The sequence below is a fragment of the Actinoallomurus rhizosphaericola genome, assembly GCF_024055675.1.
GTDB classification, from domain to species: Bacteria; Actinomycetota; Actinomycetes; order Streptosporangiales; family Streptosporangiaceae; genus Actinoallomurus; species Actinoallomurus soli.
Map to the genome: position 1 here is coordinate 228,104 of NZ_JAMXMW010000003.1, position 17,967 is coordinate 246,070.

Sequence of the window (17,967 nt, forward strand, 5' to 3'; positions counted from 1 at the left end):
GCAGACGGCGCAGCGCGAAGACGCGTGAGGGCCTCCGTACAGAGCCGAGACGGTTCATATCCAAATCACGCCACTCCCGCGGAGCACCGCTCGATCCCCATGGAGCGGGAGCGGCAACGTCGAGTCCGTGAGAGTCACGGAGCCGGGGACCCATGAGCAGTCCCGGGGTGAATCGGCACATCCGTCGTGTCGTAGGGCGACTTCCACGCCCGAACCCGTCAGCTAACCCGGTAGGCGTACTGGAAGTAAGGAGTCAGAACCTTGTCCGCGAGTCTTCCCTGATCTGAATATCCGGTCGTCGTCCCGCCCCTGGGACCGTACGGCCAGACCCTGTCTCTTTGTTCGTGCCGTCCGCGCAAGCGGGCGACCCGCTGAATCCGCACCTCGCGGAACCGGGGACCCACCGCACCATTGGGGTGAATCGGCACTTCTGTGCCGTAGGGCAGCTTCCACGCCCGAACCCGTCAGCTAACCCGGTAAGCGGCATGGAAGCCGAAGGAGTACCCCCCGTGTCCCCTCGACACGCCAAACCCCGCTTTACCTCGAAGAAGAAGTGTCTCACCGGCCTCATCGCCGGCGCCGTGACCGCCGGCGCGGCGGCGACGACCGTCGTGACCGCAGGGCCCGCCCTGTCCGCGCAGGCCTCCACCGTGTCCCGTCCGGCCGTCCACCAGGTGGCACAGAAACCCGCACCCGGTACGGGTAAGGCGGAGCACGCCCGCCCCGCGGGCGACGACGCGCACCTCAACGTGCACACCGTCGCCGAGCAGAAGCAGAAGAAGCTGCCCACGGCCGCGGACGTCCTGAAGCTCGCCGAGTCCCAGGTCGGTACGACCGAGAACGCCACGGGCGGCAGCAAGTTCAACCAGTGGTTCATGACCACCCCGTACGCCAAGGCCGGTGCCGCCCGCGACGGCGGCTCCGTCAGCGACTACGCCAACGCGTCCTGGTGCGACATGTTCGTCACCTGGGTCGGCGACACGCTGGGCGTCAAGGGCATGGGCGGCGACGCGTTCACCCCCTCCCACGCCAAGTGGTTCATCTCGCAGGGCCGCTGGGGCAGCGTTCCCAAGCCCGGCGCGGTCGTCTTCTTCTCCTGGAGCGGCGGCGGGGTCGACAACATCGATCACGTGGGCCTGGTCGTCAAGGACAACCACGACGGCACCATCCAGACGGTCGAGGGCAACACGGACGACGCCGTGAAGGTCCGGACGCGTAACACCTCCACCGTCGTGGGCTACGGCTACCCGGAGTACCCGCAGCAGTAGCCGCCCGTCGGCGCGTGCCGTGCCGCCGCCGGTGCCGCGGCACGCGCGACCTCCCCTTCCCGGACTTCTCTCCGGATCTCTCTCACCCCTTCCCCGGTACCCCCATGCCCTCATCCCCGCATGCCCCCGAAAGGAAAGCGATGATCAGGCTTTCGACCAAGGCCATCGCCAGCGTCGCCGCCGGAGTCACCCTGGCCGGCGCCGGCGTCACCACCGCCCTCGCCTACGGGGGCACCTCGGAGGCGGCGGCGTCGCCTCAGGCGCAGAGCGCCCCGGCGAAGGTCGCGCAGCAGGCGCCCGCGCAGGCCGAGAAGCGCGTCCAGAGCGGTGCCCAGGACCGGATGCTCCTGTCGGTCAAGAAGGGCAACGACCCCAAGAAGCAGGCCAAGGCCCCGGCCCTGCCCACCGGTGTCTCCACCGCGACCTCCTTCTGGGACCCGTCGACGGCGTCGGGTAAGCCGATGGCGTACGAGACGATCGCCAGCCCGTACTGGCCGCTCGGCACCAAGGTGAAGGTCACCTACAACGGCAAGAGCGAGATCGGGATCGTCGAGGACTTCGGCCCGGCGGAGTGGGCGGTCGCCCAGCACAACCCGCCGGCGCTCATCGACCTGTCGGAGAAGATGATGAAGCACCTCACCGGCACCGCGTCCAACTCGATCACGGTCAAGTTCCAGGTGCTGGAGCTGGGCAAGGGCCCGGTGTACCGCCACTCGGGCACCGGCTACGCCACGGCGACCGGCGCGGCTCAGGCCACCGGCAAGGCGTAACCCGCTCCCCCTCGCCTGCCGGCCGGACGGCGCGGGATCCCCTCTCGGGATCCCGCGCCGTTTTTGTGCCCGTTGTCCGCGCAGGCTTGCCGGGAAGGAGTGAACTGAGGTTCAATCCTTGTGTGCCGTACCGCCGTACCCCCCGGGTCGAGGCCCGGCTCAGCGCCTCGCGGGACCGCATCCGCGCCGCCGCGCTCTCCGTCGTGGCCGAGCAGGGTTACGCCGGATGCTCGATCGCCGCCGTCGCCCGGCGGGCGGGTGTGGCGACCGGCAGCGTGTACCGCCATTTCCCGTCGAAGTCCGAACTGGTCGCCGAGGTCTTCCGCGTCGCCTCCCAGCGCGAGGTGGACGCGTTCGCCCGCGCCGCGTCACCGGACCGGGCCGCGGCCGAGAGCGTCGCGGCGGTGATCGAGACCTTCGCGGGCCGGGCCCTGCGCGCGCCGCGCATGGCCTACGCGCTCCTCGCCGAGCCGGTGGACCCCTCCGTCGACGCCGAACGCCTGGTTTTCCGCCGGGCGTACGCCGCCGTCCTCGCCGAGATCATCAGTCGCGGGATCGCCGCCGGCGAGCTGCCCGAGCAGGACGTCGAGGTCGGCGCCGCCGCGCTCGTCGGCGCCATCGGCGAGGCCCTCGTCGGACCGCTCGCGGTCGGCGCGGGGCAGCCCGCCGACCCGGATCCGCCTGGCGTCCCGGCCCAGCCCGCCGACCCGGCCCAGCCCGCCCGTACCGACGCGGCGGCGGATGGGCAGGCCCGGATCGACCTGATCTCCCATCTCATCTCGTTCGCCCAGCGCAGCATCGGAGCGGTCAGTGACTACGCATGAGGTCTTCAACCAGGTCCCCCCGCTGTTCGGCCACGACGTGGCCGACGACCCGGCACTCCTCGACGGGCTCTTCCGCGAGGGCGGCGGCTGGGCGGCCGAGGCCGTCCACGAGCTGGGCCGGCTGGCGGGCACCGAACAGGCGCGGGAGTGGGGCCGCCTCGCGAACGAGCACCCGCCGGTGCTGCGCACCCACGACCGGTACGGCCACCGCATCGACGAGGTGGAGTTCCACCCCGCCTGGCACGAGCTGATGCGCGTCGCGGTGAGCCACGGGCTGCACGCGCGCGCCTGGACCGAACGGTCCGGGGCGCACGTCGCCCGCGCCGCCAAGTTCTACGTCTGGCGGGTCGACGCCGGGCACGGCTGCCCGATCTCGATGACCTACGCCGCCGTGCCCGCGCTCCGGCACGCGCCGGAGCTGGCCCGGCGGTACGAGCCGCTGCTGACCTCCGACACATACGACTTCGGGCTGCGCGACCCGGCCGGCAAGCGCGGCATCCTCGCCGGCATGTCGATGACGGAGAAGCAGGGCGGGTCCGACGTCCGGGCCAACACGACGCGGGCGGTGCCGCAGCCCGACGGCACGTACCTGCTGACCGGCCACAAGTGGTTCACCAGCGCGCCGATGTGCGACGTGTTCCTCGTCCTCGCGCAGGCCCCGGAGGGCCTCACCTGCTTCCTGCTGCCCCGGGTGCTGCCCGACGGCACCCGCAACGCCATCCGCCTGCAGCGGCTCAAGGACAAGCTGGGCAACCGGTCGAACGCGTCCGCCGAGGTCGAGTACGAGGAGGCCGTCGCCTGGCGCGTCGGCGACGAGGGGCGCGGCGTCCGCACGATCATCGAGATGGTCAACATGACCCGGCTCGACTGCGTCATCGGCGCGGCCGCCGGGATGCGCGAGGGCCTCATCCAGGCGGCCCACCACGCCGCGCACCGGCAGGCGTTCGGCCGGTACCTCATCGACCAGCCGCTGATGCGCAACGTCCTGGCCGACCTGGCCGTCGAGTCCGAAGCGGCGACCCTCCTGATGCTCCGCCTGGCCGGGGCGACCGACCGCGGCGAGACCGCGTTCAAACGGTTCGGGCTCGCCGTGAGCAAGTACTGGGTGTGCAAGCGCTGGCCCGCCCACGCGGCGGAGGCCCTCGAATGCCTCGGCGGCAACGGTTACGTCGAGGACTCCGGCATGCCGCGGCTGTTCCGCGAGTCGCCCCTCAACGGGATCTGGGAGGGCTCGGGCAACGTCTCGGCGCTCGACGTGCTCCGGGCGATGGTCAAGGAGCCGGAGACGGTCGAGGCGTTCTTCGACGAGGTCGGCCTGGCCTCGGGCGCGGACGCCCGGCTGGACGCCGCGGCCGCCGAGGTCAGGGACGCGCTCACCGACGTGGCGACGATCGAGGTGCGCGCCCGGCGGATCGTGGAGCGCCTCGCCCTGGTCCTCCAGGGCTCGCTGCTGGTCCGGCACGGCCATCCGGCCGTCGCCGACGCCTTCTGCGCCTCCCGCCTGGGCGGTGACTGGGGCCGGGCGTTCGGCACCCTGCCGGCCGGCGTCGACTTCGGCGCGATCATCGAGCGGGCCCGCCCGAAGACCGGCTGAGCGCCGCGAGTTCACCCGCGCTTTGAAGGTCGCCCGGCGGTGACCAGGCCATTGATCGGCGTCATCGGCGAAAAGTCTCACAGGGAACTTCAATGGAACCCTGGAAGGGAGAACGCGACCGAGATCGGAAGGGCGTCATGACGCAGGACGAGATCATTCAGTTCGCAGCCGGCCTGCCGGGGACCGTGGTGGTCACGGCGAGCGAGGAGACCGGCGCTCCGGAGCCGGCCTGGGGTGACACGTTCATCTCCTACGATCCGCGCGGCGACGCGGCCGCAGACCGGTTCCTCCCCTTCGCAACGATCGTGACCAAGGACTACGACGGGTTCGACACCGCCTCTGACCTCGACCGCCCCGGCGTGTTCCGGTTGAACCTCGCCGTCGGCCGCAGGAGGTTCGAGGAGCTGATCGGTCACTCACCGGCGGCGCACGCGGACCACCGCGGCGGCATCGACTTCACGGTGACCGACCGGGTCCTCCCCCACCCCGTGTACGCGGCGCAGGGCTGGGTCTGCGTCCTCAGCCCCGGCGAGGCCACCTCCTCACTCGCCCGCACCCTCCTGGAGGAGGCCCGCGCCCGGGCCGCGGGACGACTCGACCGGACCCGGCCGGGCCCCGCCTGACGGCCGAGCCGGCCGCTCGCGGTCCCCGGCCGGCGCCGGGCGCGTCGCGCACCCGCCGCCCGGGGTCTCATCCGCCGCCGGACGGGGCCCGGAGCCCCGCGCCTCCGGGCCCCGCGTCCATCAGGCGGCGGCGACGGCCGGGGTGTAGTGCTGCGCCTCGTCGCCCTCGATGACGTGGCTCCGCGTGCCGTCGACGCCCACGGGGACGTCGCCCGCCACGGTCACCCGGTGCAGCCTGCGGGGCTGGTCCCCGTAGTCGTCCGGGGCATAGTGCTGGGTGATCCGGTTGTCGAACACCACGAGGTCGCCGGGGTTCCACTGGACGCGCAAAATGTTCTCCGGCCGGATGACGTACTCCTGGAGGATGCGCAGGATGTCACGCGACTCCGTGCTGTTCAGCCCGATGATCCGCTGGGCGAACCCGCCGATGAACAGTCCGCGTTCGCCCGTCTCCGGGTGCACCCGCACGACCGGATGCCCGGTCCGGTACCGCCGGGAGACGAACGTCTCCCGGTACTCCACCGCCTTCCTGGTGTTCGTACGGGGCAGGACGTAGTCGTAGTCGTTGGTGTGCACGGCCCAGAGGCGGTCGGCGAACTCCCGCAGCTGCTCCGGCAGGTCACGGTAGGCGGCCGCGGCGTTCGCGATCAGCGTGTTGCCCCCGTACGGCGGCACGACCAGTGCGCGGAGCGTGGTGACCTTGGGCGGCGTGCGCACGAACGTCACGTCCGTATGCCAGTGGTTCGACCGGATGCCCTCCTCGCCGTCGACCGGCAGGATGTTGGGGCTCCCGTCCACGGACGGCACGGTGGGATGGGCGGCGGTCAGCTCGCCGAACCTCGCGGCGAAGCGGATCTGGCCCTCGTCGTCGAGGCCGGTGTTACGGAACACCAGCGCCTTGTGCTCGAGCAGGGCCGCGTTGAGCTCACGGAACTCCTCGCCGCCGAGGCGGTCGAGGCCGACGCCGGTGACCTCCGCGCCGATGCGTCCGCCGACCTTGCGAATGTCGAGGGTGGACATGGGGCACTCCTTGTCTTTCAGGGGTCTCACGAGTGGCGGATGGTGGGGTCGGCGGCGCGCAGCAGAAGGCGCAGCAGGCCGTCGAAGACGAAGCCGAGGACGGCGATGACGATGATCCCGCTGAAGATCAGCGGAGTCTGGAGGTAGTTGCCGGCCTGCAGGATCAGGAAGCCGACCCCTCCGGTGGCGGCGATCATCTCGGCCGCGATGATGCTCGTCCAGGCGCCGCCCATGGCGATCCGCATCCCGGTGATCACGCCGGGGACGGCGGCGCGGAGCCGTACGTGCACCATCGTGTGGAAGTGCGAGGCGCCCAGGCTCCGGCTGGCGTTCACCAGTTCGGCCGGGACGGCGTCGAGGGCGCCCAGGGTCGCGATCGTGATGACCGGGACCACGCCGAAGAACAGCAGCGCCACCTTCGACGTCTCACCGATGCCGAACCAGACGACGAGCAGCGGGATGAACGCGATCGGCGGCAGGGGCCGTACGACCGCGATGATGGGGTCGGCGAGTTCGCGGATCACGCGGACGCCCGCCATCGCGGCGCCCAGGACGAGGCCCACGACCGTGCCGAGCCCGAATCCGGCGAGGATCCGGCCGGTGCTGATCAGGGCGTCCTCCAGGAGGGTCTTGCCCTGGACCTCCGGGTACCGATGGGTGACGTAGTGCCCGAACTCACGGACGGTCCCGGTGACCGACGGCAGCGTCACCGGGTCGCCGATGATCAGCGCCGCGACCTGCCAGACGCCGAGCGCCAGCAGCAGGCCCGCGCCGCCGAACGCCACGCGCCGCCACGAACGCCGCCTCCGCCGCCCCGGCGCGCCGGTCGTCCCGGACGTCACCGGCGGCGGTTCCTCTCCGTCGGGCGCCTGCGCGGCGGTCAGGGGCGCCGCGCTCGTGATCTGCTCGCTCATCGCTCCAGCACCTCCCTGATCCGCCGTTTGGCGGTGACGAACTCGAGCGTCTCGGTGTCCTCGTAGACCCGGGGGCGCGGGAGGGGGATGTCGACGACGGCCTTCGTCCGGCCGGGCCGCCCGGACAGCACCGCCACCCGGTCGCCGAGGAGGGTCGCCTCCTCGACGTCATGGGTGACGAACACGATCGTCATCCGGTGCCGCTGCCAGAGCTCCAGCAGGAACCGCTGCATCCCGGCGCGGGTGATGGCGTCCAGCGCCCCGAACGGCTCGTCCATGAGGAGCACGCTCGGGTGGTTGATCAGCACGCGGGCGAACGCCGCCCGGTGGCGCATCCCGCCGGACAGCTCGTGCGGGTAGGCGTCCCGGAAGTCCGCCAGCCCGACCGTCTCCAGCAGGGCGTCGGCCTCCTCCCGCACCTCCCGGGTGAGCGCGCCCCTGGCCTTCGGGCCGTACAGGACGTTCTGGCGGGTGGTGAGCCACGGGAAGAGCGTCGGCGTCTGGAACAGCACGCCCCGGTCGGGGCCCGGCCCCCGCACCGGCCGCCCGTCCACCAGCACCTCGCCGGAGTCGGCGGGGACGAACCCGGCGAGAACGCCCAGCAGCGTGGACTTGCCGCACCCGGAGGGACCGAGCAGGCAGAGGAACTCCCCCGCCTCGATGTCCAGGCTGACGCCTTCGAGCGCGGCGGTCCGCCGGCGCCGTCCGCGAAAGGTCTTGCCGACGTCCCGGAGCCGGATCGCGGACGGACGTTCGGTGACCCGGGGCTCCGCGACGACCGCGTTCGCCGGCCGGCGTTCCGCGGCGGCCGGCGCCTGAGGCGTGCCGGGCCGGCTCACGAGCAGCCTCCCGCCTGCGCCTTGGCCCAGAAGCCGGGATCGATGTGCGCGGCGATCTGGGCGATGGACGGAACGGCCTTCGCCCGGCCCTGCGTCACCAGGAACTCCCCGGTGCGCTGGAAGTTGGCGGCCAGCCGGCCGGAGGCCGCCCTGCCGTCCGTTCCCTGGAGCCAGCCGGTCTCCTCGGCCGCCGGGATGTAGGGGTAGCTCTTCGTCGCCTCGACGGCGTCGTCGGGCCGTACGCCGAGGAACCGGGCCGCCGGGCGGACGTACTTGGCGGCCTGGTCCCCGTGGACCAGCGTCTGGGCCTGGGAGACCTGGCAGACCAGCTGCTGGACCAGGTCGCGGTTCTTCGCGGCGTACGTCCGGCTGACGGCGAGCAGGTTGACCGCGGCGTATCCGAGCCTGGCGATGTCCGCCGCCGTCGTGAGCACCCGGCCGCCGTGCTTCTTCAGCTCGATGAGGAAGGACTGGCTGATGTAGACCGCGTCGATCTTGTGGGCCTTCCAGGCGGCGGCCTCGGCCGCCTCGCTTGCGAAGCTGGCGATCTGCACCCTGCCGGTGAGGCCCTGACTCTTCAGCCAGCCCCGGAGCTGGAAGTCGAGGGTGGAGCCGACGAGCACCCCGACCTTCCGCAGGTCGGCGTTCGACCTGATCGCGTCGCTGACGACCAGCCCGGACTCGTCGATGCTCTCGGCGAAGACCACCTCCACGTCCGTGCCGGAGGAGAACGCGCCGACGAACGGCGGGTTGCCGACACCGGAGACCACCGGGAAGGCGCCGGCGCGCAACTGGGCCATGCCGGCCACGCCGCTGTCGATCGGACGGAGCTCGATCTTCGCTTTGACGTGCGACGACAGGCCGGGGTCGGCTGCCACGACGGCCTCGGGGCCGGCGACGGCCCCCTGGAAGTATCCGATCTTCAGGGTCGGCGAGTCGGCCGAGCGCGCCTGCGCGGCGCAGCCGGTGCCGGCGAGGGTCAGGGCCAGGACGGCCGAGAGAGATCTTCTGGGCATGAGGGAATGCGCTCCTGTACGGGGGCGGCGCCGTCTTCGTGGTGTGCGGCACTCGCCGGACGAGTGCCGTGGGGCACCGTGACGGGGAACGAACTGCGGGGATGGGGGAACGCGGCCGAGGAGGAGGCCGCGGGAGGCGGGATCGGCGAGATCGTCAGCCGCGACAGCGGGCTGCGGCGACACGGACCAGGTCGACGTGCCGCCGGCGGGTGAGGGCGGGCCGGACGCGCATGGACTGATCGAAACACGGCGGACCGTACGCAGTCAACCTTTCCTACCGACTTACCATGGAATTGATCGTCTCAACTCTGGGTAAAGATCGGCTGGGAGCGACGGATCGGACTAAGGACCCCCCATGGGCGTACCCCTGCTCGGCGACATCCGCGACCAGGCCGGCGGCCTCGATCGTGATCAGCGCAACGCCTTCCTCGCCGCCTTCCTCGGCTGGATGATGGACGCGTTCGACTACTTCCTCCTCGTCTTCGTGATCACCGAGGTCGCCAAGGACTTCGGCACGTCGGCCGAGAAGGTCACCGTCGCGACCACGCTGACGCTGATCGCCCGGCCGCTCGGCGCGTACCTGTTCGGCCTGTGGGCGGACAAGGCCGGCCGCCGGATCCCGCTGATGGCGGACGTGCTGTTCTACTCCGTCGTCGAGCTGATCTCCGGCTTCTCGACCTCGCTGACCATGCTGCTCGCCCTGCGCTTCCTGTACGGCATCGGCATGGGCGGCGAGTGGGGCCTGGGCGTCTCCCTGGCGATGGAGAAGATCCCGCCGGCCAAGCGCGGGTTCTACTCCGGGATGCTCCAGGTCGGATACCCGGCGGGCTACCTGGTGGCCGCGCTCGCGTACTTCGTGATCACGCCGATCTTCGGCTGGCGCGGCCTGTTCGTCTTCGGCGCGGTGCCCGCGCTCATCGCGCTGTACGTGCGGTACCGCGTGGGCGAGTCGGAGGTCTGGGAGCGCACGAACGCGCGGCTGCAGATGACGCGCACGCCCCTGCGCAAGGTCTTCTTCGACCGCAAGGTCCTGGTCCGGTTCTTCTACCTCGTGCTGCTCATGACGGCCTTCAACTTCATGAGCCACGGGACGCAGGACATCTACCCGACCTTCCTGAAGAAGGGCCTGCACCATTCCCCGCACTACGCGGTCGGCATCGCGGTGATCTACAACGTCGGCGCCATCGTCGGAGGCGTGGTGGTCGGCACCCTGTCGCAGCGCTTCGGGCGGCGCCGGGCCATCGTCGGCGCGTCCCTGCTGGCGCTGCTCGTCGTACCGCTGTTCGCCTACTCCAAGAGCACGGCGCTGCTGGCGGTCAGCGCGTTCCTCATGCAGCTGTTCGTCCAGGGGGCCTGGGGCGTCATCCCGGCGCACCTGACCGAGATGTCGCCGGACGCGATCCGGGGCTTCTACCCCGGCGTCACCTACCAGCTCGGCAACCTCCTCGCCGCGATCAACCTGCCCCTGCAGGAGCGCCTGGCGAGCGGGCACGGCTACCCGTTCTCGTTCGCCGTCGTGATCGCGCCGACGCTGCTCGCCGTGGTCCTGCTGACCGCGTTCGGCCGGGAGGCGCACGGCGTGGAGTTCGGCGCCTCTCCGGCGGTCCCGCCGGAGCGGGAGCAGGCGGAGCCGGTGGAGGCGGAGGGGACCAGCCGCCCGGAGGGCCGGCCTGGCACTGACCTTTCCTGACCTCACATAGAGTGCATCCCTGGCGGATCCGGAGAAACTTCCTGGTCAGCCACGTACTCGGCATGCGTCGCGCGGCTCGGGGCACCGGATCCCGGTCCTCCCCGGCCGCGCCATTCGCGTCTCGGCCGAGGTACGGCGACAATTCGATGAGGCATGTCCGTGGACACCGAGGAGAGCGATGCAGGAGGTCTGGCCCGGCACCCCGTACCCCCTGGGCGCCACCTGGGACGGGACCGGCACGAACTTCGCGCTGTTCTCTGAGGTGGCGCGGCGGGTCGAGCTGTGCCTGTTCGACGAGGACGGCACCGAGACCCGTTACGCCCTGCCCGAGACCGACGGCTTCGTCTGGCACGGCTACCTTCCCGGCATCGGCCCCGGGCAGCGGTACGGCTACCGCGTGCACGGGCCGTACGAGCCGGCGCTGGGACACCGGTGCAACCCCGCCAAGCTCCTCCTGGACCCGTACGGCAAGGCCGTCGAGGGCGACGTGCGATGGCACGAGTCGGTGTTCTCCTACCGGTTCGCGGCGCCGGCCGAGCTCAACACCGAGGACAGCGCGCCGTACATGCCGAAGAACGTCGTGATCAACCCGTTCTTCGACTGGGGCGAGGACCGGTCACCGCGGACGCCGTACCACGAGACGGTCATCTACGAGGCTCACGTCAAGGGCCTGACGCGGCTGCACCCGGACATCCCGGAGGAGCAGCGCGGCACCTACGCCGCGCTCGCCCACCCGGCGATGATCGAGCACCTTCGCCGGCTCGGCGTCACGGCGATCGAGCTGATGCCGGTGCACCAGTTCGTCTCCGAGCACGCCCTGGTGGCACGCGGGCTGACCAACTACTGGGGCTACAACACGATCGGGTTCCTCGCGCCGCACAACGCCTACTCCTCCTCCGGTGAGCTCGGCGAGCAGGTCCTGGAGTTCAAGGCCATGGTGCGGGCGATGCACGAGGCGGGCATCGAGGTGATCCTCGACGTCGTCTACAACCACACCGCCGAGGGCGACCACCTGGGCCCGACGCTCAGCTTCCGCGGCATCGACAATGCCGCCTACTACCGGCTCCGGGACACCGACAAGCGGTACAACCTCGACTACACCGGCTGCGGCAACAGCCTCAACGCCCGGCACCCGCACGCACTCCAGCTGATCATGGACTCGCTGCGGTACTGGGTGACCGAGATGCACGTGGACGGGTTCCGGTTCGACCTCGCGTCCGCGCTGGCACGGGAGTTCCACGACGTCGACCGGCTCTCGGCGTTCTTCGACCTGGTTCAGCAGGATCCCATCGTCTCGCAGGTGAAGCTGATCGCCGAGCCCTGGGACGTCGGTGAGGGCGGTTACCAGGTCGGCAACTTCCCGCCGCTGTGGACGGAGTGGAACGGCAAGTACCGCGACTCGGTCCGGGACTTCTGGCGCGGTCAGCCCGCGCTGCAGGAGTTCGCCTCCCGCCTGACCGGCTCCAGCGACCTGTACGCCGACGACGGCCGCCGCCCGCTGGCCTCGATCAACTTCGTCACCTGCCACGACGGCTTCACCCTGCACGACCTGGTCACCTACGACCGCAAGCACAACGAGGCCAACGGCGAGGACAACCGCGACGGGACCGACGACAACCGCTCCTGGAACCACGGCGTGGAGGGCGAGACGGACGACCCGGCGGTCCGGTCGCTGCGCGCCCGCCAGCAGCGCAACCTCATCGCCACGCTGTTCCTGTCGCAGGGCGTGCCGATGCTGTCGCACGGCGACGAGCTGAACCGCACGCAGCACGGCAACAACAACGCCTACTGTCAGGACGACGAGCTCGCCTGGGTGTCCTGGAACGACGACCGGGACCTCGTCGACTTCATCCGTACGGTGTCGGAGCTGCGGAGGGACCACCCGGTCTTCCGGCGGCGGCGGTTCTTCCAGGGGCACACGCACGGCGGCGAGCTGGACGGCCAGCGCGACATCTGCTGGCTCACCCCGTCCGGCACGGAGATGACCGAGGCGGACTGGAACATCGGCTACGCCAAGGCCGTCGCGGTGTACCTCAACGGCGACGCGATCACCGAGCCCGACCCGCGGGGGCGGCGGGTCCGCGACGACTCGTTCCTGCTGCTGTTCAACGCGCACTCCGACGGCATCGTCTTCCACATTCCGGACGAGCGCTTCGGCGAACGGTGGGAGGTCGTCCTCGACACCGCGACGCCGGCGCCGGCCGACCGCGAGGCGGTCAAGGCCAACGACGACCTGGCGGTCGCCGACCGGGCCCTGGTCCTGCTGCGCCGCGTCCTGCCCGCCTGAGCACGGCCGGACGCCGCTCGTCACGGCCGACCGCGGCGATCGGAAGCCTGACTGCCGGGCTGCCTGACTGCCGGGCTGCCTGACTGCCGGGCTGCCTGACTGCCGGGCTGCCTGACTGCCGACGCCGGCCCGCAGCCGTCAGGGCTGGCCGCGGGCGGCCCTGATCGCGGTGAGCAGCACCAGCACGAACGTCAGGAGGGCGACCGTGCCGTGCGCGAGCACACCGATCAGGGGGAAGTGCTGCTCCGCGCCGCGCGCGTGCTTGCCGCCGCGCCCGGTGAGCCAGCGCGTCAGGAGGGTGAAGCCCAGCAACGCCACGACGGCCAGCACGCCGAACGAACTCCACGCGTACGCGACGCGCGCCGTCTGCAGGAACTTCACCCAGGCGCCCAGGGACACCACGGCCAGGGCGGGGTGGCCGAGGACGACCGTCAGCGGAAAGCGGGTGACCTTCGTGCCCTGGCGCCGCAGGCCGCCGTTGGCCAGCCAGACGATCAGCAGGTAGGCGCCCGCGACGGCGGCCAGCGACCACATCACCAATGCGGCGATACCCAAGCCCATTCCCCCTCTTGACCCGGCTCTTACCCAACTGTCACCTCGGCCACACTGCGACAAGAGCGCGGTACCGTCACGAAGCGAACGCTGTGCCACCCTGGGTGTCATGCGACGACTCGAACCCGCCGGCCTCGCGGACCTCGCGGAGGCGTACGCCTATCCGGACACCGCCCCCTGGCTCCGGTGCAACATGGTCGCCAGCGCCGACGGCGCCGCGACGTTCGAGGGCAAGGCCGGGGGGCTGGGCAACGAGGCCGACCGGCGCCTGCTGTCCCTGCTGCGCGGGCTGGCCGACGTCGTCATCGCCGGCGCGGCGACGGTCCGTGTCGAGGGGTACGGCCCGGTCCAGCCCCGCGAGTGGTGGGGCGACATCCGTACGGGACGGCCGGCGGCGCCGCCACTGGCCATCGTGTCGCGCTCGCTGGAGCTCGACGTCGACGCCCCCGTCTTCACCGAGGCGACCGCCCGCACGATCGTCATCACGTGCGCGTCGGCCCCGGACGACCGGCGCAGCGGCCTGGAGAAGCACGCCGATGTGATCGTCGCCGGCGAGGAGGCGGTCGACGTGGCGGCCGCGCTCGACGCGCTGGCCGAGCGCGGCCTCACCCGTCAGCTCACCGAGGGCGGCCCGCGGCTGCTCGCCCAGTTCGTCGCCGCGGAGCGGCTCGACGAGCTGTGCCTCACCGTCAGCCCGCAGATCACCGCGGGCGACGCGGCCCGGATCGTCGACGGCCCGGGACCGGCGTCGACCCCGTACCGTCTCCGGCACGTCCTGGAGGACGAGGACTTCCTGTTCCTCCGCTACACCCGCCGTGACGACCGGGGATCGTCGTAGGCGTGTTCTAGTGTGAGGTCATGGACCTGCCCGTGAGCCCGCCCGTGGCGCCGATGCTGGCCAAGGCCGTCAAGGAGCTACCCCGCGGGGACGTGCTCTACGAGCCGAAGTGGGACGGGTTCCGGGCGATCGTGTTCCGGGACCGCGACGAGGTGGCGATCTACGGGCGCAACGGCAAGCCGCTGGACCGCTACTTCCCCGAGCTGGTGGAGGGCTTCCGCCGCGAGTTGCCCGAGCGGTCCGTCCTCGACGGGGAGATCGTCGTGCGCCGGGGCCACGTCCTCGACTTCGAGGCGCTGCAGCAGCGCATCCACCCCGCCGCCTCGCGGATCAAGCTGCTCTCCGAGGAGACGCCGGCGGGCTTCGTCGCCTTCGACGTGCTCGCGCTCGGCGCCGAGTCGCTGTTGGAGACCCCGTTCGGCGACCGGCGCGCCCGGCTCGCCGAGGCGCTCGCCGGCGCGAAGCCGCCCGTCCACGTCACCCCCGCGACCGACGCGTACGACGTGGCCCTGCGCTGGTTCGACGAGTTCGAGGGCGCCGGGCTGGACGGCGTGGTCGTCAAGCCGCTGGACGGCGCGTACGAGCCGGACCGGCGGGCGATGTTCAAGGTCAAGCACGAGCGCACCGCCGACTGCGTCGTCGGCGGGTTCCGCTGGCACAAGTCCGGGCCGGTCGTCGGCTCGCTCCTGCTCGGCCTGTACGACGGCGATCGGCTCCAGCACGTCGGGGTCTCGGCGTCCTTCCCGATGAAACGCCGCGAGGAGCTGGTCGCGGAGCTGGAGCCCTACCGTGTCACGGATCTCACCGGGCACCCGTGGGCCGGATGGGCCGAGCAGACCGACGCGCGAGCCGACCGCATGCCCGGGGCGGTCAGCCGCTGGACCGGCAAGAAGGACCTGTCGTGGGTTCCGCTGCGGCCCGCGCTGGTGTGCGAGGTCGCCTACGACCACATGGAGGGCCGCCGGTTCCGGCACACCGCGCGGTTCCGCCGCTGGCGGCCGGACCGCACGCCGGAGTCGTGCGGATACGACCAGCTCGAGGTGCCGGTCGCGTACGACCTGGACGACATCCTCGGCGACTGAGCCCCGGTCTTCTCCCGCGCCACCAACCAAGCGTACGCTTGGCACAGTGCACGGCAGGCGCGGGCGGGCTCCGTCGCGCGCGGGGAGAAGGGATCGCGATGCGGGAGTTCTCCAACCTGATCGGCGGCGAGCTGCGCTCCGCCGACCGCACGCTCGACTCGGTCGATCCCTCGACCGGGAGGGTCTGGGCGAGGATCCCGCGCAGCACGGCCGACGACGCGGACGCGGCCGTCGCGGCGGCCCGCGCGGCGTTCCCCGCCTGGTCCGCGCTGCCGGCGGCCGGCCGGGCGCACCTGCTCCGCAAGGTGGCCGGGGTCTTCGCCGCCAACGCGCGGGAGCTGGCCGAGCTGGAGACCCGCGACAACGGCCGCATCATCACCGAGACCGCCAGGCGCGATCTGCCCGGCATGACCTACCTGTGGCAGCTGGCCGCCGCCGAGTGCGGCGCCGCCGTCGAGGGCAAGACCGTCATCCTCGGACCGGGCAGCCTGGGATTCACCCGGCGTGTCCCGTACGGGGTGGTGGTCGGGATCATCCCGTGGAACTCCCCGATCTCCACCTTCTCGGCGAAGGCGGCGTTCGCGCTGGCCGCCGGCAACACCGTCGTCATCAAGCCCGCCGAACAGGCGACCGCCTCCACGCTGCGGCTCGGCGAGCTACTGCGCGAGGTCCTGCCACCCGGCGTGCTCAACATCGTGTCCGGACTCGGCGAGGAGGTCGGCGACGCCCTCGTCCGCCACCCCGGCGTGAACCGGATCAGCCTCACCGGCTCCACGGAGACGGCGCGGATCATCACCCGGGCCAGCACGGACGCTCTCAAGCCCCTCGCCTTCGAGCTCGGCGGCAAGTCCCCCAACATCGTTTTCGCGGACGCCGACCTGGACCGCGCGGCCCTCGGCGTGTCGACGCAGAGCGTCTTCACCGCCAACGCGGGCCAGGTATGCGTGGCGGGCTCGCGGATCCTCATCGAGCGGCCGGTCTTCGCCGAGATGATCGACCGGATCACCGCGATCGCCCGGGAGATCCGGCTCGGCGATCCGCTGTCGGAGGAGACGACGATGGGGCCGATCGTCTCCGCCGAACAGTTCCAGCGCGTCACGGGCTACCTGGAGATCGCCGCGAAGGAAGGCGCGGAACTGGTCTTCGGCGGGCGCTCCGGCGGCGAGATCGTGGACGAGGCGTACGCGGGCGGCTACTGGGTCGAGCCGACGCTGTTCACGACCGAGGACAACGCGCTGCGCGTCTGCCAGGAGGAGATCTTCGGCCCGGTCGCCGTGGCGCTGCCCTTCGACACCGAGGAGGAGGCGGTCGCGCTCGCCAACGACTCGGCGTACGGCCTGGCGGCGGGCGTGTGGACACGGGACCTCGGCCGCGCGCACCGCATGTGCCGGGACCTCGAGGCCGGCACGGTCTGGGTGAACACCTACCGGAAGATGCCGCCGGGCCTGCCGTTCGAGGGCCTCAAGGACAGCGGCTACGGCCACGACTCGGTGCTCGCCAACACCCGCGAGAAGTCCTGCCTGATCGAGACCTGAGCCGATCGAGGCTCAGGCCGCGCGCCGCCGGCGACGACGTTCGCGGACGGTGAGGGTCAGCCGCCCAGCTCGACCGCACGGCGTACGTCGCCGGCGTAGGCCTCGGGCTGCTCCCAGGCCGCGAAGTGGCCGCCGGCGGGGTGTTCCACATACTCGCGGACGTTGAGGAACGCCTCGGCGTAGCTTCGCGGCTCCGGCTTGGTGTCGCGCGGGAACACCGAGAGCACGGTCGGCGTGTCGATCCGGGCGGGGAGGGCGGCCGGTTCCGCGTAGGTGGCGAACGAGGTGCCGATCGTGCCGGTGACCCAGTAGGCGGTGACCCAGGTGAGGAGCTCGTCGGCGGTGAAGGCCGACTCCTCGGACCAGGACTCCAGCTTCTCGACGATCCACGCCGCGAGGCCGGCGGGTGAGTCGCCGAGGGCGACGGCGAGCGTGTTCGGCCGCGTCGACTGCTCCGCGATGTACCCGCCCTCGGCGCGGAACCACTGCGCCGCCCGGCCGAGGTAGGCCGCCGCGTCGGGCGCGAGCGTCGCCGGGTCCACCGTGAGCGCGCGCTGCGGGGCGACGTTCGTGAGGTGCAGGGCGGCCACCCTGTCCGGGTGCTCGCCCGCGAGGATCTCCGCGACGGTGCCGCCCACGTCCCCTCCGGACACCGTGTACCTCGGGTGACCGAGCTCGTCGAGAGCGTCCGCGACGATCCCGGCGATCCGGTTGACCGACATGCCGGGCGTGGTGAGCGGGGCGGCGAACGGGAAGCCCGGCAGCGCGGGAACCACCACGTGCAGGTCCGCGAGCAGAGGGAGGACGCGCTCGAAGCGCAGCACCGAGTCCGGCCAGCCGTGCAGCAGCACGACGACCGGGGCGCCCGGATCCGCGGACCGCCGGTGGATCACACGCAGGTCGGTGCCGCCCGCCCGCACCGTCACCCAGGGGAACCCGCCGATGCGGCGCTCGTGCACGCCCCAGTCGTACTCGGTCGCCCAGCGTTCGAGCAGGTCGTCGAGGTGAGCGCCGCTGACGCCGCGCGCCCTGTCGTCACTCCACGGGGTCGTGACACGCCGTGTCCGCCGGAGTCGTTCCCGCAAGTCGTCGATCATGTGTACGAGCATACACAT

The 17,967-nt window shown here is 71.6% G+C and carries 17 protein-coding genes and 2 riboswitches; of the genes, 10 read left to right on the forward strand and 7 right to left on the reverse strand.

Annotated elements, in window-relative coordinates; all coding sequences use genetic code 11:
• Positions 1-107 precede the first annotated feature (107 nt).
• Positions 108-251: riboswitch (cyclic di-AMP (ydaO/yuaA leader) on the forward strand.
• 108 nt (positions 252-359) lie between these two features.
• Positions 360-497: riboswitch (cyclic di-AMP (ydaO/yuaA leader) on the forward strand.
• Between the two features lie 12 nt (positions 498-509).
• The 5 genes from NE234_RS08740 (at position 510) to NE234_RS08760 (ending at position 5,079) form a co-directional block, all read left to right on the forward strand.
• Positions 510-1,268 (forward strand): CHAP domain-containing protein, encoded by a 759-nt coding sequence (locus tag NE234_RS08740; protein WP_252778377.1) that lies wholly within the window; start codon positions 510-512, stop codon positions 1,266-1,268.
• 140 nt (positions 1,269-1,408) lie between these two features.
• Entirely contained in the window at positions 1,409-2,038 is a 630-nt protein-coding gene (locus tag NE234_RS08745) for a septal ring lytic transglycosylase RlpA family protein (RefSeq protein ID WP_252778378.1), read from the forward strand.
• A gap of 122 nt (positions 2,039-2,160) precedes the next feature.
• Positions 2,161-2,862: a TetR/AcrR family transcriptional regulator gene (locus NE234_RS08750; RefSeq protein WP_252778379.1), complete on the forward strand. Its 702-nt coding sequence runs from the start codon at positions 2,161-2,163 to the stop codon at positions 2,860-2,862.
• Entirely contained in the window at positions 2,849-4,456 is a 1,608-nt protein-coding gene (locus tag NE234_RS08755; protein ID WP_252778380.1) for an acyl-CoA dehydrogenase family protein, read from the forward strand. The genes NE234_RS08750 and NE234_RS08755 overlap by 14 nt, the downstream gene beginning before the upstream one ends.
• 92 nt (positions 4,457-4,548) lie before the next feature.
• The gene (locus NE234_RS08760; RefSeq protein WP_252778381.1) at positions 4,549-5,079 is read left to right on the forward strand and encodes a DUF6194 family protein; all 531 of its coding nucleotides are present in this window, start codon (positions 4,549-4,551) and stop codon (positions 5,077-5,079) included.
• Positions 5,080-5,199: 120 nt separating this feature from the next.
• On the opposite strand, the gene NE234_RS08765 is transcribed toward NE234_RS08760, so the two are convergent.
• From NE234_RS08765 to NE234_RS45845, 5 genes are all read right to left on the reverse strand, one after another.
• Complete coding sequence (locus NE234_RS08765) at positions 5,200-6,099, reverse strand: TauD/TfdA dioxygenase family protein (protein ID WP_252778382.1); 900 nt, start codon at positions 6,097-6,099, stop codon at positions 5,200-5,202.
• A 26-nt stretch (positions 6,100-6,125) separates the two neighbouring features.
• On the reverse strand, positions 6,126-7,013 hold the full coding sequence (locus tag NE234_RS08770; protein ID WP_252778383.1) for an ABC transporter permease: 888 nt from the start codon (positions 7,011-7,013) through the stop codon (positions 6,126-6,128).
• Complete coding sequence (locus NE234_RS08775) at positions 7,010-7,852, reverse strand: ABC transporter ATP-binding protein (protein WP_252778384.1); 843 nt, start codon at positions 7,850-7,852, stop codon at positions 7,010-7,012. The genes NE234_RS08770 and NE234_RS08775 overlap by 4 nt, the downstream gene beginning before the upstream one ends.
• Complete coding sequence (locus tag NE234_RS08780; protein ID WP_252778385.1) at positions 7,849-8,868, reverse strand: ABC transporter substrate-binding protein; 1,020 nt, start codon at positions 8,866-8,868, stop codon at positions 7,849-7,851. Before NE234_RS08780 ends, NE234_RS08775 begins: the two co-directional genes overlap by 4 nt.
• Before the next feature lie 154 nt (positions 8,869-9,022).
• Positions 9,023-9,100, reverse strand: coding sequence for a putative leader peptide (locus tag NE234_RS45845; protein WP_360890854.1), 78 nt, complete (start codon positions 9,098-9,100; stop codon positions 9,023-9,025).
• A 123-nt stretch (positions 9,101-9,223) separates the two neighbouring features.
• Here NE234_RS45845 and NE234_RS08785 point away from each other — a divergent pair, with 123 nt between their 5' ends.
• Entirely contained in the window at positions 9,224-10,558 is a 1,335-nt protein-coding gene (locus NE234_RS08785; protein WP_252778386.1) for an MFS transporter, read from the forward strand.
• 178 nt (positions 10,559-10,736) lie between these two features.
• A complete protein-coding gene (gene glgX, locus NE234_RS08790) occupies positions 10,737-12,845 on the forward strand; it encodes a glycogen debranching protein GlgX (protein WP_252778387.1) in 2,109 nt (702 codons plus the stop codon).
• Positions 12,846-12,983: 138 nt separating this feature from the next.
• Here the strand turns inward: glgX and NE234_RS08795 are convergent, their stop codons facing one another.
• Entirely contained in the window at positions 12,984-13,406 is a 423-nt protein-coding gene (locus NE234_RS08795; protein ID WP_252778388.1) for a hypothetical protein, read from the reverse strand.
• Between the two features lie 100 nt (positions 13,407-13,506).
• On the opposite strand from NE234_RS08795, the gene NE234_RS08800 reads away from it, so the two are divergent.
• The 3 genes from NE234_RS08800 (at position 13,507) to NE234_RS08810 (ending at position 16,852) form a co-directional block, all read left to right on the forward strand.
• Positions 13,507-14,235: a pyrimidine reductase family protein gene (locus NE234_RS08800; RefSeq protein WP_252778389.1), complete on the forward strand. Its 729-nt coding sequence runs from the start codon at positions 13,507-13,509 to the stop codon at positions 14,233-14,235.
• A gap of 20 nt (positions 14,236-14,255) precedes the next feature.
• Positions 14,256-15,317 carry an ATP-dependent DNA ligase gene (locus NE234_RS08805; protein WP_252778390.1) on the forward strand — a complete coding sequence of 354 codons (1,062 nt, stop codon included), beginning with the start codon at positions 14,256-14,258 and terminating at the stop codon, positions 15,315-15,317.
• Between the two features lie 98 nt (positions 15,318-15,415).
• Positions 15,416-16,852 (forward strand): aldehyde dehydrogenase family protein, encoded by a 1,437-nt coding sequence (locus tag NE234_RS08810; protein ID WP_252778391.1) that lies wholly within the window; start codon positions 15,416-15,418, stop codon positions 16,850-16,852.
• A 56-nt stretch (positions 16,853-16,908) separates the two neighbouring features.
• On the opposite strand, the gene NE234_RS08815 is transcribed toward NE234_RS08810, so the two are convergent.
• A complete protein-coding gene (locus tag NE234_RS08815; protein WP_252778392.1) occupies positions 16,909-17,949 on the reverse strand; it encodes an epoxide hydrolase family protein in 1,041 nt (346 codons plus the stop codon).
• Positions 17,950-17,967: the final 18 nt, after the last annotated feature.

Bases quoted from the DNA above. Each gene is read 5' to 3' on its own strand.
- NE234_RS08745 (WP_252778378.1), top strand. From the start codon at position 1,409: ATGATCAGGCTTTCGACCAAGGCCATCGCCAGCGTCGCCGCCGGAGTC.
- NE234_RS08760 (WP_252778381.1), top strand. From the start codon at position 4,549: ATGGAACCCTGGAAGGGAGAACGCGACCGAGATCGGAAGGGCGTCATG.
- NE234_RS08765 (WP_252778382.1), bottom strand. From the start codon at position 6,099: ATGTCCACCCTCGACATTCGCAAGGTCGGCGGACGCATCGGCGCGGAG.
- NE234_RS08770 (WP_252778383.1), bottom strand. From the start codon at position 7,013: ATGAGCGAGCAGATCACGAGCGCGGCGCCCCTGACCGCCGCGCAGGCG.
- NE234_RS08780 (WP_252778385.1), bottom strand. From the start codon at position 8,868: ATGCCCAGAAGATCTCTCTCGGCCGTCCTGGCCCTGACCCTCGCCGGC.
- NE234_RS45845 (WP_360890854.1), bottom strand. From the start codon at position 9,100: ATGCGCGTCCGGCCCGCCCTCACCCGCCGGCGGCACGTCGACCTGGTC.
- NE234_RS08785 (WP_252778386.1), top strand. From the start codon at position 9,224: ATGGGCGTACCCCTGCTCGGCGACATCCGCGACCAGGCCGGCGGCCTC.
- glgX (WP_252778387.1), top strand. From the start codon at position 10,737: ATGCAGGAGGTCTGGCCCGGCACCCCGTACCCCCTGGGCGCCACCTGG.
- NE234_RS08795 (WP_252778388.1), bottom strand. From the start codon at position 13,406: ATGGGCTTGGGTATCGCCGCATTGGTGATGTGGTCGCTGGCCGCCGTC.
- NE234_RS08800 (WP_252778389.1), top strand. From the start codon at position 13,507: ATGCGACGACTCGAACCCGCCGGCCTCGCGGACCTCGCGGAGGCGTAC.
- NE234_RS08805 (WP_252778390.1), top strand. From the start codon at position 14,256: ATGGACCTGCCCGTGAGCCCGCCCGTGGCGCCGATGCTGGCCAAGGCC.
- NE234_RS08810 (WP_252778391.1), top strand. From the start codon at position 15,416: ATGCGGGAGTTCTCCAACCTGATCGGCGGCGAGCTGCGCTCCGCCGAC.
- NE234_RS08815 (WP_252778392.1), bottom strand. From the start codon at position 17,949: ATGATCGACGACTTGCGGGAACGACTCCGGCGGACACGGCGTGTCACG.